Annotated in this window: 15 protein-coding genes; 6 read left to right on the forward strand and 9 right to left on the reverse strand. The window is 61.6% G+C overall.

The genetic code is table 11. The annotated features are described in order from the left end of the window. Positions 1 to 85: 85 nt before the first annotated feature. Positions 86 to 904: a MurR/RpiR family transcriptional regulator gene (locus tag M1E12_RS14285; RefSeq protein ID WP_479562258.1), complete on the reverse strand. Its 819-nt coding sequence runs from the start codon at positions 902 to 904 to the stop codon at positions 86 to 88. Between the two features lie 205 nt (positions 905 to 1,109). On the opposite strand from M1E12_RS14285, the gene iolG reads away from it, so the two are divergent. Continuing rightward, positions 1,110 to 2,105, forward strand: coding sequence for an inositol 2-dehydrogenase (iolG, locus tag M1E12_RS14290; RefSeq protein ID WP_479562259.1), 996 nt, complete (start codon positions 1,110 to 1,112; stop codon positions 2,103 to 2,105). Between the two features lie 93 nt (positions 2,106 to 2,198). Here iolG and M1E12_RS14295 read toward each other — a convergent pair whose 3' ends face one another. From M1E12_RS14295 to M1E12_RS14320, 6 genes are all read right to left on the reverse strand, one after another. Then, positions 2,199 to 3,257, reverse strand: a complete 1,059-nt coding sequence (locus M1E12_RS14295; RefSeq protein ID WP_167494849.1) for a Gfo/Idh/MocA family protein — start codon at positions 3,255 to 3,257, stop codon at positions 2,199 to 2,201. After that, positions 3,254 to 4,039: a ThuA domain-containing protein gene (locus M1E12_RS14300; RefSeq protein WP_479562260.1), complete on the reverse strand. Its 786-nt coding sequence runs from the start codon at positions 4,037 to 4,039 to the stop codon at positions 3,254 to 3,256. Before M1E12_RS14300 ends, M1E12_RS14295 begins: the two co-directional genes overlap by 4 nt. A gap of 59 nt (positions 4,040 to 4,098) precedes the next feature. Next, on the reverse strand, positions 4,099 to 5,124 hold the full coding sequence (locus M1E12_RS14305; protein WP_479562261.1) for an ABC transporter ATP-binding protein: 1,026 nt from the start codon (positions 5,122 to 5,124) through the stop codon (positions 4,099 to 4,101). 11 nt (positions 5,125 to 5,135) lie between these two features. Beyond that, positions 5,136 to 5,963, reverse strand: coding sequence for a carbohydrate ABC transporter permease (locus M1E12_RS14310; RefSeq protein WP_479562262.1), 828 nt, complete (start codon positions 5,961 to 5,963; stop codon positions 5,136 to 5,138). Beyond that, positions 5,963 to 6,949, reverse strand: a complete 987-nt coding sequence (locus tag M1E12_RS14315) for a carbohydrate ABC transporter permease (protein WP_479562263.1) — start codon at positions 6,947 to 6,949, stop codon at positions 5,963 to 5,965. Before M1E12_RS14315 ends, M1E12_RS14310 begins: the two co-directional genes overlap by 1 nt. Positions 6,950 to 7,010: 61 nt before the next feature. Beyond that, the gene (locus M1E12_RS14320) at positions 7,011 to 8,270 is read right to left on the reverse strand and encodes an ABC transporter substrate-binding protein (protein WP_479562264.1); all 1,260 of its coding nucleotides are present in this window, start codon (positions 8,268 to 8,270) and stop codon (positions 7,011 to 7,013) included. 351 nt (positions 8,271 to 8,621) lie between these two features. On the opposite strand from M1E12_RS14320, the gene M1E12_RS14325 reads away from it, so the two are divergent. The 4 genes from M1E12_RS14325 (at position 8,622) to M1E12_RS14340 (ending at position 11,506) form a co-directional block, all read left to right on the forward strand. Further along, positions 8,622 to 9,650: a substrate-binding domain-containing protein gene (locus tag M1E12_RS14325; RefSeq protein WP_479562265.1), complete on the forward strand. Its 1,029-nt coding sequence runs from the start codon at positions 8,622 to 8,624 to the stop codon at positions 9,648 to 9,650. Continuing rightward, positions 9,647 to 10,501, forward strand: coding sequence for a PfkB family carbohydrate kinase (locus tag M1E12_RS14330; RefSeq protein ID WP_479562266.1), 855 nt, complete (start codon positions 9,647 to 9,649; stop codon positions 10,499 to 10,501). Before M1E12_RS14325 ends, M1E12_RS14330 begins: the two co-directional genes overlap by 4 nt. 73 nt (positions 10,502 to 10,574) lie before the next feature. Next, on the forward strand, positions 10,575 to 10,877 hold the full coding sequence (locus M1E12_RS14335) for a DUF982 domain-containing protein (protein ID WP_113461842.1): 303 nt from the start codon (positions 10,575 to 10,577) through the stop codon (positions 10,875 to 10,877). A gap of 23 nt (positions 10,878 to 10,900) precedes the next feature. After that, entirely contained in the window at positions 10,901 to 11,506 is a 606-nt protein-coding gene (locus M1E12_RS14340; protein ID WP_479562267.1) for a cysteine hydrolase family protein, read from the forward strand. Here the strand turns inward: M1E12_RS14340 and treY are convergent. Further along, on the reverse strand, positions 11,492 to 14,146 hold the full coding sequence (gene treY / locus M1E12_RS14345; RefSeq protein WP_479562268.1) for a malto-oligosyltrehalose synthase: 2,655 nt from the start codon (positions 14,144 to 14,146) through the stop codon (positions 11,492 to 11,494). The two genes, M1E12_RS14340 and treY, sit on opposite strands and share 15 nt — an antisense overlap. 88 nt (positions 14,147 to 14,234) lie before the next feature. Next, on the reverse strand, positions 14,235 to 14,507 hold the full coding sequence (locus M1E12_RS14350; RefSeq protein ID WP_136537964.1) for an usg protein: 273 nt from the start codon (positions 14,505 to 14,507) through the stop codon (positions 14,235 to 14,237). A gap of 267 nt (positions 14,508 to 14,774) precedes the next feature. On the opposite strand from M1E12_RS14350, the gene groES reads away from it, so the two are divergent. Next, on the forward strand, positions 14,775 to 15,089 hold the full coding sequence (groES, locus tag M1E12_RS14355) for a co-chaperone GroES (RefSeq protein ID WP_136537963.1): 315 nt from the start codon (positions 14,775 to 14,777) through the stop codon (positions 15,087 to 15,089). The last annotated feature ends 16 nt before the right edge of the window (positions 15,090 to 15,105 follow it).

Raw genomic sequence — 15,105 nt, forward strand, 5'->3', positions numbered from 1 at the left:
CGCCTCGAAACCATTCCACGATTTGGAACGGCGATACCTGGAAATGGACTATAAATTCTATTTTTCAGAATTTCAATACGGACGTTCAGCCATCCTGTCGCGCCGTCCCGACGGCAACGGAGAGCGCGATCGCCAGACAGAGCGTGGCCGAGAGAGAGCGGAAGGCGCCGAAATCGACTTCGGAAACGGAAAGCAGCGTCGCCCCCATCCGCCGGAGCGGACTGACGACCGTATCGGTAACGGCAACGACCGGAACGCCGCGCGCCCGAACCTGCTCGACCAGTTCAAGCGTCTCGGCGGAATAGGGCGAGAAGGTCACGGCAAGCAGCGCATCTCCTTCGCGGATGGCATGATGATTGTCGAGCCGCCCGACCACGCTGTGCAGCATCGCCGGCACGCCCATCTTCTCGAAGGCATAGGCCATGTAGCTTGCGACCGGAAAAGAGCGACGCAGGCCAATGATGTGGATCATGCGCGCTTCGGAAAGCTGCTTGACCGCCACTTCCATCGCCTGCGGATCAACGGTTTTGACCAGGTTTTCGAGCGAAAGCCGCCCGGCCTCGACAAATTCCGCGAGCAGGGCGGAGGGCGATCCTTCAGCCTTCTCGCGCAAATGCTGGAGACGCGTCGAATAATCGGGCCAGCCACCCACGAAGCTCTCGCGAAACAGCTTCTGCATCTCCGAAAAGCCGGAGAAACCCATGATCTGGCAAAAGCGCATGAAGGCGGACGGCTGCACGCCCGCCCCTTCCGCCATCTCGGCAACGGTCGACACGGCAATGCGATCCTTGTTGGCAGCGACATAGTCCGCGCATTGCTTCAGCCGCTTGGGCAGACTGCCAGAGACTTCCAGCAACCGGTCCTCGAACTCTTTGATCGTCTGCGGTCCGCCGTTCTCGCTCATGCCGTCCCCTACCCTCATCCGGACACACCGTCACGCTTGACAGAAACCGTGTCACGATCTAGCAAAATAGAACATATATTCCAAAACATGGCATTTGCCAGCGTAAAATGGAACATCGATCAAGCGCCTCCATCAGGAGCGCCCAACGACACCACAATCGCCTCCTCTTGACGAGAGACCAAGGCGTGACAGGGAGGAAATGAACATGGTCACGAGACTGGCACTTCTGGGCGCCGGCCGCATCGGCAAAGTCCACGCAAAAGCCATTGCCGAAGACAAGCGCGCGAAACTCGTCGCGGTTGCCGACGCCTTCGCGGACGCCGCAAACGCCATCGCCGCCCAGACCGGCTGCGCGGTCAAGACGATCGAGGAGATCGAAGCCGACAAGGACATCGACGCCGTCATCATCTGCACGCCGACCAACACCCATGCCGACCTGATCGAGCGCTTCGCCAAGGCCGGCAAGGCGATCTTCTGCGAAAAGCCGATCGACCTGGATGTTGACAGAGCCAAGGCCTGCCTCGAGACCGTGCGCGCCGTTGGCGGCAAGGTCATGCTCGGCTTCAACCGCCGCTTCGATCCGCATTTCCAGGCCGTTCGCAAGGAGATCGACAAGGGCTCGATCGGCCAGGTCGAGATGGTGACGATCACCAGCCGCGACCCGGGCGCACCGCCGGCCGAATACATCAAGGTCTCCGGCGGCATCTTCCGCGACATGACCATCCATGACTTCGACATGGCCCGCTTCCTGCTGGGCGAAGAGATCGAAACGGTCCAGGCCTCGGCCTCGGTTCTGGTCGATCCCAAGATCGGCGAACTCGGCGACTACGACAGCGCCTCGCTGATCCTGACGACGAAGAGCGGCCGCCAGGCGATCATTTCCAACTCCCGCCGCGCATCCTACGGCTACGACCAGCGCATCGAAGTGCATGGTTCGCTCGGCTCGGTCTCGGCCGAGAACCAGCGCCCGGTCTCGATCGAAGTCGCCAATAAGGATGGCTATACCCGCCCGCCGCTGCACGACTTCTTCATGACCCGCTACACGGCAGCCTATGCCGCTGAAATCTCTGCCTTCATCGACGCGCTCGACAACGGCACCCCGATGGCACCGTCCGCCGAAGACGGCCTGATCGCGCTGGCGCTCGCTGACGCCGCCGTCAAGTCTGCCAAGGACAAGTCGGCGGTCACCGTCTCCTACTGAGACCTGAAAGCTCCCGCGTGGCCGCAAGGTCGCGCAGAATGGAAACGCCGCCCGAACCTCCTCGGGCGGCGTTTTCCATCTCAGATACCGATATCAGACGACGAGCTCGCGCCGCTCGACCTCCGTCAGCATGGCGAGATCAAGGATCTTCTGCAGGTTGGCCGCATGCCGGAAGCTCGGCTCCTGCATATAGCCGGAGCGGATCGCGGTGATGAACTTCTGGTAGTTCGTCTCGACAGGATCGACCTCGATTTCGCGCCAGACGGCCTTTTCCACATCTTCCTGCAGGCAGGCCCGAAGGACCGATCCGTCGAGACGGTGGATGACCTCCAGCGCGCCCTTGTCACCATGGACACGAAGCCTGAGCTCGTTCAGATGCCCCGTCGCCCAGCGGCTGGCATGGATGACACCCATGGCCCCATTGGTGAACTCGGCAGTCATGGTGAAGCTATCGTTTGCATCGAGATCGTATTCGCCGATCCTGTTGCCCGGGGCCTTGTCGAAAGCCTTCATGCGAGCGAAGACATGGTCGATCTCTGTGACCGCGCCATAACCGACGAAGTCGAGAATGTGGATGCCGACATCGCCGAGCACGCCGTTCGACCCGTGTTTGGTCGACAGGCGCCAGAGCCACTGGCTCTCGGTCGCCCAGTCACCCCAGGCCTTGGAGACGAGCCAGCTCTGCAGATAGGAGGCCTCGATATGCCGGACCTTGCCGATCTCGCCGGCCAGAACCATCTGCCGGGCCTTCTGCACCTGCGCCACGTTGCGGTAGGTGAGGTTGACCATGTTGACGAGGCCGGACGCTTCTGCCGCCGTCGCCATTTCGTCTGCCTTGGCATAGTTCTCGGCCAATGGCTTTTCGCACATCACATGCTTGCCTGCAGCCAGCAGCTTGAGCGTCGTCGGATAGTGAACCCGGTCCGGCGTCACATTGGTGACGGCGTCGAATTCGCCCCAGGCGATCGCCTCGTCCAGCGAGGTGAAGGTGTTGGGGATGTTGTGCCGCGCGGCAAAGGCGCGGACGGTGGCCATGTCGAGATCGACGGCGGCAACCAGTTGCACATCGGTAATCGTCGAAAAGTTCATGGCATGGGTATTGGCCATGCCACCGGTTCCAAGAATCAGCAGGCGGATTGGCGTCGTGGTCATTTGTAGCCTTCCTCGCCAGCCTGATGCAGACGCGGCCCCCTCTCGATGATCGCCTCCAGCGCCTGCTCCACCGGCACATTCGGTGCGTCATGCACGGCCGAGTAACGCGGCATCGGATTGTAGGCCCATTTCACGCCGTTGCGAATGACCTGCTGCACGGTCCCATCGTGATAGGTCGGGTAGGTTTCGTGGCCCGGGCGGAAATAGAAGATGTTGCCCGCGCCGCGTCGCCAGGTCAGGCCCGATCGGAAGATCTCGCCGCCGGCAAACCAGGAGATGAACACCGTCTCAAGCGGCTCCGGCACGGAGAAGAACTCGCCGTACATTTCCTCGTTTTCCAGCACGAAGTTTTCCGGAATGCCGGCGGCAATCGGATGCCCCGGATTGACCGTCCAGATCCGCTCGCGCTCGCCGGCTTCCCGCCACTTCAGCGCACAGGGCGTGCCCATCAGCCGCTTGAACGGCTTGGCGAAATGCCCGGAATGCAGGACGAGCAGACCCATGCCCTCCCATACCCGCTTGGCGACACGCTCGACGATCTCGTCGGACACCTCGCCATGTGCCTTGTGGCCCCACCAGACGAGCACGTCCGTCTCCGCCAGCCGCTCGACGGAAAGCCCGTGCTCCGGCTCCTGCAGGGTGGCAGTCGTCGCCTCGATCTCGCTATCCTCGTTCAAGGCAGCCGCAATGGTCGCATGCATGCCATCGGGATAGATCTCCCGGACGATGGCGTTTTCGCGCTCGTGAATGTTTTCGCCCCAGACAACCGTTCTGATCGTCATCTGAATTCTCCTTAAGGTCTCGGCCCTCCGCCATGGAGAGCCGCATCACATCATGGCGCTCAAGCAGCGCCTTTCATCAGGCCGCGGCCTATGGCGCGGCCATCGCGGTCGAAACGGTGCAGTTCGTGCTCAATGGGCGAGAGCGCAATGGTCTCGCCGGGCTTTAGCGTAGCGGTACCCTCCTGCCGGACGACGATCGGCTCCGACGTCCCGATGTCGACATAAACATAGCTGTCCGATCCGAGCATCTCGGAATGCACGACAGAACCCCGCCACCGGCCCCCGTGTTCAATCAGGAGATGCTCGGAGCGAATGCCGATGGTATGGGCGCGCATTTCCTCCGAAAAGCGGCCATCGAGGAAATTCATTTTCGGCGAGCCGATGAAGCCCGCGACGAAAAGAGAATTCGGGTTCTCGTAGAGTTCGAGCGGCGTGCCGATCTGCTCGACCACGCCGTCGCGCAGCACGCAGATCCGATCTGCAAGCGTCATAGCTTCCACCTGATCATGGGTCACATAGATCATCGTCGTGTTGTGCATGCTGCGGTGAAGCTTGGCGATTTCGAGGCGGGTCGCCACGCGTAGCGCCGCATCGAGGTTGGAGAGCGGTTCATCGAAGAGAAACACGCGAGGATCGCGAACGATGGCGCGACCGATCGCCACACGCTGCCGCTGACCGCCGGATAACTGCCGTGGCAGCCGTTCAAGATAAGGCGTCAGTTGCAGCATGTCGGCCGCCTCGCGCACCCGTCGGTCGCGCTCCGCCTTGTCCTGACCGGCCAGCTTCATGCCGAAGGCCATGTTGTCGAACACGGTCATATGCGGATAAAGCGCATAGGACTGGAAGACCATGGCAATGCCGCGCTTGGCGGGCGCCAGCTGGTTCATCACCTCGCCATCGAAGGCAAGCGTGCCATGGGTGATGTCTTCGAGCCCGGCGATCAGGCGCAGCAGGGTGGACTTGCCGCAGCCGGAGGGGCCGACAAAGACCATGAACTCGCCGGAGCGGATTTCCATGTCGACACCCTTTATGACCTCGAGGGCACCGAAGGACTTGCGGATATCGGTGAGTTGAATGTGAGCCATGGGTTTTCCTCCTATCCCTTGACGCCGCCGGCGGTGAGGCCGGAGATGATCCGCCGCTGGAAGATCAGCACGAGCACGACCAGCGGAACGGTGACGATGACCGAGGCGGCCATGATGCTGCCCCAGGGGATTTCGAACTGGCTGTCGCCGGAAAGCAGCGCTATGGCGACCGGCACCGTCCGCTGGCTGTTCGACGAGGTGAAGGTGAGCGCGAACAGGAACTCGTTCCACGCCGCGATGAAGGCGAGCAGCCCTGTGGTGACGAGGGCTGGCCACATCAGCGGCATGAACACCTGTGTCACGATCACACAGGACGACGCGCCATCGACGATCGCCGCCTCCTCGATCTCGATCGGCAGATCCCGCATGAAGGTGGTGAGCACCCAGACGGTGAACGGCAGCGTGAAGATCGTGTAGGAGAAGATCAGCGCGAAGGGCGTGTTGAAGATCCCGACGAAGCGGATGAGTTCGAACAGGCCGGCAAGAACCGCGATCTGCGGAAACATCGAGACGCTGAGGATGGTGAGCAGCAGAAGCCCCCTGCCCCGGAACCGCACGCGTGCCAGCGCATAGGACGCGGTGACCGCTAGAACCAGCGAGATGGCCACCACGATGCTGGCAATCATGACGGAATTGCCGAGATTGCGCAGGAAGCTGCCGCGTGACAGCACACCCTCGTAGTTCGAGAAGGTCACCACCTTGGGCCAGTAACTGATGTCGAACAGCGAACTGCCCGGCTTCAGACTGGTGATGATCGCGTAGTAGAACGGGAAGACCGCGATCACTACGATGACGGTGACCAGCGCGTAAAAGAGGGACTGTTTGAGGATCGTCGGCATCAGCGGTCCCCTCCCGACAGGTTGACCCGCCCGAAGACGATGTAGATGACCGTGATCGAGGCGATGATCAGGAACAGCATGGTGGACGCCGCTGCCCCATAGGCGAACTTGTCGAATTCGAAGAGGTTCTCGCGCGCCATGACCGACATGGTCTTGGTCTGCGAATTGTTCGGCGTCAGCACGTAGATGAGATCGAAGATGCGCAGCGCATCGAGCATGCGGAAGATCACCGCCACCATCAGCGCCGGCCGGATCAGCGGCAACGTGATGCGCCAGAACACCTTGACCGGATGTACACCGTCGATCTTCGCAGCCTCATAGATATCCTGCGGCACCATCTGCAGGCCGGCGAGAATCAGCAGCGCCATGAACGGCGTCGTCTTCCACACATCGACGATCAGCACCGCGACCATCGCCGTATCGGGGTTGGCCGTCCACGCGATCTTCTGGCTGATCAGCCCGAGACTGAGAAAGATATCGTTCAGAATGCCGAACTGGTCGTTGAGCATCCAGGCCCACATCTTGGCAGACACGATCGTCGGGATCGCCCAGGGTATGAGGATCGCAGCCCGCACGATGCCCCGACCGGGGAAGCTGGCATTGAGCACCAGCGCAACGACGATGCCGAGGACGGTCTCGATCGAGACCGAGAGCAGCGTGAATCGCAGCGTATTCCACACCGCTCCCCACCAGGCCGGATCGACGAGCAGGCCGCGCCAGACGGTGCGCCCGCTCTGCAGCGTGATCCAGCTAAGGTAGTTCGAGAAGCCGATGAACTCGGCACCTTCGAGATTGTTGAGCGTGGCATTGGTGAAGCTGAAATAGATCGTCCGGATGAGGGGCCAACCGGCCACCATGGCGAGGACGAGAAGCGTGGGGGCGAGAAAGATCCAGGCGGAGCGGGTGCGCTGTGCGCTGAGATCCGAGCCGGGTACCGCCTTGGCCGGCAAGGGCCGGACGGTGCTCTGCATGCTGATGTCGGTCATGGGCGTTCCTCCCTGCAGGTGACGGATAGCCGGGCGGCCCGAAGGCCGCCCGGCGCCGGCATCACCAGCCGCTGCCCATGAGTTCGTTCAGCTCGATTTCGAGCAGCTCGAGGTTTTCGGCTGCAGTGCCAGAGCCCGACAGCGTATTGTGCACAGCACCCCAGAAGCGCGAGGAAACCTCGTTATACTTGACCTTGGTGGTGGCCGACGGACGCGGTACGGCATCCTGGAAAATCGGCTTCCACTGCGGCATGAAGGGATGCGCCTCGGCAATTTCCGGGTCGTCGTAGAGCGCCTGCAAAGTCGGCAACTGCGACTGCTCGATCGCGCGGCGCTTCTGGGACTCGGTCGATGTCAGGAACTTGACGAGCTCGATCGAGGCCTCCTGCTCCTCGGAATACTTGGAGACGGCAAGGTTCCAGCCGCCGAGCGTCGAGGAAGGCTTGTCGCCGGCTGCCGCAACCGGCAGGGTCGTGACGTCGAACTTGCCCTTCACGGCGCTGTCTTCGCCATTTCCGAGTGCATAGGCGTAAGGCCAGTTGCGCATGAAGACGGCATTGCCGGTCTGCCACACGCCGCGTGACTCTTCCTCCTGATAGGCAAGCACGCCCGGAGGAGAAATGGTGCCAATCCAGGACTTCGCCTGATCGAGCGCTGCTGCCGCCTTCTCGTTGTTGACCGAGATCGTGCCATCCGGCTCGACGATCTGCCCGCCGCCCGAAGACTTGATCCATTCGAGCGCATTGCAGGTCAGCCCCTCATAGGCATTGGCCTGGAAGACGAAACCCCACAGATCCTTCTGGCCCGCCTCGCGCTCCTTGTCCTGGATCTCCTTGGCGACCGCCGCCATGTCGGCCCATGTCTTCGGCACTTCCTTGCCATGTTTCTCCAGAAGGTCCTTGCGGTAGAAGAGCGCCGGCGCATCGGTGAACATCGGCATGGCGACAAGCCGTCCGTCCACGGTCTGGGATTCAATGATCGACGGGAAGAACTGGTCGATGACGTCGCTGGCCGCATCCTTCAGGTCGACAAACTGCTCGGCGAGTTGCGGCGCCCAGATGACGTCCGTCTGGTAGACGTCGACGTCGGTGTTCCCCGCCGCGAGCCACAGCCGATACTGGGCAAACTGTTCGGAACTGGATGGCGGCATAGTGACCAGCGACACCTTGTGCCCCGTCTTTTCTTCAAATTCGGCGAACATCTTGCGCAGGAAATCGAGGTTTTTGCCGGTCGAGTTGGCGGCAACGGCAATCTCGGCGGCCTGTGCCGTTCCGCACAAGGCGGTTGCTACGATGAAGGCGGCAGTCAAGAGCTTCTTCATGGATATCTCCTCCCAAAAAAACAACCAATCCGTTCACTCTCCCGATAATTTGAAAACGGTTTGGTAGACGGAAAGCTGGCAAAGATTCTGAAGCCTGTCAAACCCGATTCGAAGAATGCCAAAGTCAATCGAACCAACCTATTGAAATATTTGGTTTCATCTCGCAAGCAATGAAGCAGGTGGCCCTACTACACCCTGCCCTGCCGACGAATTATTTAATGATCGGGATACGCGAATTTCCGTAATCGCTTTAAAGAGGTGAAGTGCAAATCTTGCAAGTGCCTGCCACAGCATGGGATAAGCGTTGTCAGGGAGGAGAGACCCTCTACCGGCGGGGAAAGACAGGCTCGAATGAAGCTCAAGGAATTCGCAAGAGAGATCGGACTGTCGCCAACGACGGTAAGTCGGGCCCTAAGTGGCTATCCGGAGGTAAACGAGGCAACACGCGCCCGGGTTATGGAAGAAGCTGCCCGCCTCGGCTACCGACCCAATATCAATGCGGTGCGTCTCGCAACAGGTCGAGCCGGCGCAATCGGCGTCGTCATGACCAAGGCCGGCGACTACCAGTTCTCCGAGTTCATGAGCGGCATGGCCGACCGCCTGAGCGGAGAGGATATAGACATATTGATCACGCCGATGGCGGAACACCACACCGGCGATGAACTGCAGCTCTACCGGCGCCTGGCGGAGAGCCGCCGCGTCGATGCGGTCGTCATTCATTCGCCGCGCCCGAAAGACCCCCGCATCGCCCTGCTGCACCAGTTGAAGCTGCCCTTTATCGTGCACGGCCGATCGGCAACCGATGTACCGCATGCCTGGCTCGACATTGACAACGAGGGGGCCATCCGCCGCAGCACGGAACACCTGCTAGACCTTGGCCATCGCCGGATAGCCTTGCTCAACGGACGCGAGGGCCTGACCTTCACCATGCATCGTCTGGCAGGCTACAGGGCGGCGCTTGCCGTGCGCGGTATCGACTTCGACCCGAAACTCGTGACCCATGATAATTTCACCGACGAGATCGGCTTCCGCTATGCCCGTTCGGCGCTGGAACAGCGCCCACGCCCCACCGCCTTCGTTGCCGGATCGATGATGACGGCACTCGGGATCTATCGAGCCGCCCGCGCGAGGAACCTGGTGATAGGCAAGGACATTTCCGTAATCGCTCATGACGACGTATTCCCTTATCTCACAGCCGAGAACATGGTGCCACCGCTCTCGACAACCCGCTCCTCGATCCGAGCGGCCGGCACGCGCATCGCCGATCTGCTGCTGCAGATGCTGGCCGGTCGAGAGGCTGCTGACATTCAGGAACTCTGGCCGGTCGAGCTCATTTTGCGCGAAACCAGCCGCCCCGCACCGAAGGACGCTTCCGAATGAGCATGACAGAGAGGAAGCGGGTCATCGTCGTCGGCCACATCAACCATGATCGCATCTGGCGCCTGACCGAGCCCCTGCGCGCCGGTGGGCGTATCGCCTGGTCTTCCCGCGAAACCCGGCTCGGCGGCGGTGGATACTTCACCGCCCGCCGCCTGCTCGAGCTCGGACACGACGTGGCGCTCCTGTCCAATCTGATGACGGACGGCCACGGCAGAGAGGCACTGACCGCGCTTCAAGCGGCCGGCTTCGATACGACACTGATCACGCAGCGCGAGGGCGAGACGGACTTTGCCGACATCCTGCTCGACCCGACCGGCGAGCGCACCATTCTCTCCAGCGAGCGACGCCTGTCTCGCAGCTTTCACCTCGACCAGCCGGTCGAAGCAGACGCCTTTTACGTCAATGCGCCGAAGCTGCCGGAGGCGATACTCGCCTCCTTGCACCAGTCGCCCCTTGTGCTCTCGCAGTTTCCGCTTCGGGAAGCGGAACCGAGGCCAGCGGATGTGATGATCGGCTCGAAGGCCGATCTGGCGGGCATGGCACTTGCCGACATCTGGAGCAGGGCCTCCACCCTCGCCGGGTCGCGCCTCAGACACCTCGTCATGACGGACGGTCCGGCCGCGATCACCGTCTTCGATGGCAGTGTGGAGCACACCGTCAGCCTCGACCGCATCGTGACTGTCCGGGATACAATCGGTGCCGGCGACACCTTCAGCGGCAGCCTGCTGCATGGGCTGTTACAAGGCCGAGATGTGGTCGAGGCCGCCAAGATCGCAGGTGACGAAACCACTGCCTGGCTCGCGCAGCGCGAGGCGGAAACGCAGGCTGCAACAGAAAAATCAATATCATAACAGTTTTATTTGATCGGCCTTCGGGAACTTCCCCACCGCCCTCCGAGTTGAGGGCGGCCAAACGGAGGAAGGCATGACTGAAGCCGATTTCACCTGGAACGTGCCCGTCGAACTGGAACTGCCCTGTGGGCTCACGCGGCGCTTTCTCAATGCGTATGATGCGCTGGATTTTCTAGATGCCGAGTGGCCGACCCGCCGCGGCCCCGCCTATGAGCGTGCCTTGCGTCTTTGCAGGAACGCATTGCGCGGCGCGCGTGCAGCGGAACTCGCCCGCAGCGCCTTCATCGCAGCCGCCGACGAAGCCGGCATGCGCCAGTGCCTCAACCCGCAAAAACGCGTGAGCTTTTTGCCACGTGCGAGATCCGCCGTCGCCTGAGCGGCGGCGAAGGGAGGAGTGTCATGAGACTTGGCCAATGGCGCCATGTCTGTGTCGATGTTCAGCGCATGTTCGTGGCCGACACCCCCTGGTGCGTCCCATGGATGACAAAGGCGCTGCCCGATATCGCCGCCATCGCCGAAGCCGCACGCGCCCGCACCATCTTCACCCGCTTCATTCCTCCCACAGATCCCGAACAGGCACCGGGCGCGTGGCGGGACTACTATCGGCGCTGGTGGATGATGACCGGTCAGCACCTGCCGCCCGAGATGCTGGAACTCGCCCCCGAAATTGCAGCCATGGTGCCGCCCGCCCGCATTCTTGACAAACCGGTCTATTCCCCATGGCTGGGCAGCGCCCTGCATGAGACACTGAGGCGAGAACAGGTCGAGACCCTTGTTCTGACCGGCGGCGAGACCGACGTCTGTGTCATGGCGACGGCGCTGGGCGCCATCGACCTTGGATACCACGTCATCCTGGTGACGGATGCCGTCTGCTCCGGCGTCGACAAGGCGCATGACGCCTCACTTGCCCTGCTCAACGCCCGTTTTTCAGCCCAACTGACGACGCTGCGAACCCGCGAGGTTCTGGACCTCATTGCGGATCAGCCGACCTCATTTCACCTCTGACACGAGAAGCGCGACCGTCTGGCCGTCCATGAAGTCACGAAGGAGAAGACCGTCTGCAGAGCGAATCTCCCGTCCGGTCAAAGCATCCCTGAAGGACATGCGGGCGAGCGTCGTTGGCAATTCGACCTGCGTGTCGCCCCAAAACGCGGCCGAGCTCTGGCCTTCGCCCTCTCTCAGCATGGCGATGGGCAGGCGGCAGGCCACGGTGATGGCAGCAAGACCGTCCTTCTCGCGTGCAAAGGCGACCGCCTGGGACCGACGTGACCCCGATACCGTCAGGGGCAGATACTGGCCGTCGAGGAACAGGTCCGGGTGTCGGTTTCGCAAGGCAAGGCCACGCGCCACGACCGCCTGTTTCAGCCAGCCTTCCGCCAGCGCCCGCTCGTCGGTGAAGGACAGGGGTGCCGTGGGATCGAATTCGGCCAGCGTATCGAAGGGCGGGGGGCGGCGGTTGTCGGGATCGACGAAGCTCAGATCGAGCCTTTCGCTTCCCTGATAGATATCGGGGATGCCCGGCGCCGACAGCTTGATGACCGTCTGCGTCAGGCTGTTGACCAGGCCAGCCCAGATCAGCGGTTGGATCTCCCGAACGAAGGCCTCGACGAAGTCGTGATTGTCGATGAGCAGGCGACGAACATAATCGGTCGCGGCTTGTTCATAGTCGGCGTTGATGCCGTTCCAGTCGGTCCGGAGCTTTGCTTCGCGCAGGGATTTCTCGACGAAAGCGGCGACACGATCGGCGAAATCCGAGAGGCCTTCCAGATTGCCCGCATCGAGATCGACAGGCCAATGGCCGATCAGCGCCTGAAAGATCATCCACTCGACTTCAGGTTCCGGTGCCGGTTTCCCGTCGATCTCGATGACATCCGCATGTCTCTCCCGCCAGGCGTCGATGAGGCGGGCGAAGCGTGGCGCATCTTCGGCAAGGGCAAAGAGGCGCGCCCGGGCATCCTCGCCCCGCTTGGTGTCATGGGTGGACGAAGCCGATAGCCCCAGCGGCTGCCGCTGAGCCCTGCGCTGCATCTCGGTATGGAAATGCTGCAGCCCTCCCTCTTCGGGCTCAAGCTCGCCGCCAACTTCGTTGAGGGCCAGAAACTCGACATGGCGGAAGAACAGCGTGTCCTCGAGCGACTTTGCCATCAGCGGGCCGGTGAGCTGCTGGAACCGGCGACGAAAAACGGCGACGGCAGCCTGACGCTCCGGCGCAACGCTCTCGCCTTTGAGGAGCCTGACGATCTCCTCGGCCACGGCGGGAGTGTCGCCATCAAGTCGCGTCTTGGCGAGCGCCAGCACCTCTTCAAGAAGGGCTTGATCGGATTCCGGCATCCCCTGCTCTGCGCCATAGGTGCGGTATCGCGGGAAGGCGACGAGCAGTTCCTCCAGAGCCTTGCGAACCCCATCCTCCGGCTTTCCGGAAAGCTCCGAAGCCTGCCCCACCAGCGCCTTGACCTCGCCGGCGAAATTGATCCGGATCATCCGCAGCTCCGCTTCGCGCATCTTTTCGGAGACAGCCTGCTGCGGACCGGCAATCTGCGAATAGGCCTCGCGCATCGCCTGAAAACCCGTCTGATCGAGCAGCACGGGCACCTGGGCTGCGATGAACTCGTAACCCGTCGAGCCCTGCACCGGCCAGTCCTCGGGGAGGTGTTCTCCGGGCGCCAGGATTTTCTCGACATAGATGGGAATGTCTTCACCGACAGCGCTTCGCAGCCGCTGCAGGTAGCGACCGGGATCGGCAAGGCCGTCGACGTGATCGATCCGGAGTCCATCCACCTGGCCGGCACGCACCATCTCGAGGATTGTGCGATGCGCGTCCTCGAACACATCGTCTGCTTCAACGCGCAGACCGACAAGGCCGGCAATCTCGAAGAAGCGACGGTAGCTCAGCCCCTTGGCGGCCTCCGTCCAGAACATCAGGCGCCATGGCTGCAGGTCGTGGAGACGGACCAGAAACGCCCGGTCCGCCGCTTTGGCCTTGAGCTCTTCAAGCAGACCATCGCTCTGGCCTTCCTCACACAGAGCCGAAACGGCGCGGTGAAATTCTGCGTCCTCCGCCGGATCGGCCTGGTGCCCGAGTTCGGCGAGGCGCGCGGCCAATGGATGCGAGCAGCCGTCCAAAGCTGCGGCATAGGTGGACGGCGTCAGGGGATAGAGGCTGTCGAAATAGGCGAAGGCCAGAGACCCGTGCTCGCGGTCCAGGGTGAGTGAAATCTCACCATCCGCCACCGCCTGCTCGAATGGCTTTCCGAGAAACGGCAGGGTGAGGCGTTGGCTCCAGTCGATGTCGAAATAGTGGCCATAGCGGCTGGCCTCACCCCATTCGATGACGCTGCGCCACCAGGGGTTCTCAAGGCTCGCTGCCATGTGGTTGGGCACGATGTCGAGGATGAGCCCCAGACCTTCCGCTTTCACGACCTCTGAAAGCCGCTCTAGCCCTTCGCGACCGCCGAGCACCGGGTCGATGAGGTTTGCATCGGTCACGTCGTAACCGTGGGTCGAGCCTTCGGTTGCAGCAAAGACCGGAGACGCATAGAGATGGGTGATGCCGAGGCGCTTCAGATAGGGGACGAGACCGATGGCGCGGTCGAAATCCATGCCGTTGCGAAACTGCAAACGGTAGGTCGAAACGGGAAAGGGCATTCTGGCATCCTTGGGAGGGTGGCGGTGGCGACCAGATCCAACGTCTGCCGGCGCGCCTTGTTCCGCCGCCCCCGAGGATGCGAGGGACTCAATGGAGGTTGAATTCCCCGTCGAGTTTCCGCCATTCGTTGGGACCGATCAGCCGCTTGTGACTGAAGCGCACTGAATGCAGATCGCCATCGAGATTGGCCCGCCAGAAATCGAGAAACTTCGTCATCTGTGGAAAATCAGGCGCCAGATCGTAATCCTGCCAGAGGAAGGTCTGCAGCACGGAGCGAAAGTCGGGCAGCCGATAGAGGATGTGTGCGGTGGTGAGGCCATATCCCTCCATCTGGAGGGTGAAGTCTTTGCTGGATGTCATGCGTTTCCCTCTTGGTCATTGACGATAAAAAGTTTGACAAAACCACGTGAAATGGCAAGAGGGTCGCAAAAATTGTGATTATAAATCATGCTGTTAGCAGCAACGCGACGAGAGTGCTGATTTTTTTCGTCACTCGCTCTTGAAACAAAAAATCGGAAAAACCAGATCATCGCGCGCCGGATGCCTCTCAAGGGTCCGGCGACCCGTCCGGACCCTATCCGGTCCGGCCTTTGGGGACGTTCCATTTTGTTTGTCCAGGAGGAAAACATGAAGTTCCGTCCGCTGCACGACCGCATCGTCGTCCGCCGCGTTTCGTCCGAGGAGAAGACCAAGGGCGGCATCATCATTCCCGACACTGCCAAGGAAAAGCCGCAGGAAGGCGAAGTCCTCGCCGTCGGCTCCGGCGCTCGCAACGAGCAGGGCCAGATCGTCGCGCTCGACGTCAAGGTCGGCGACCGCGTGCTCTTCGGCAAATGGTCCGGCACCGAGATCAAGATCGACGGCGAAGAGCTGCTGATCATGAAGGAAGCCGACGTCATGGGCATCATCGAAGCCCAGGCCGCCGAGAAGAAAGCCGCTTGAGACCATCAGTCATCAT

The sequence above is a fragment of the Rhizobium sp. K33 genome (assembly GCF_056501445.1).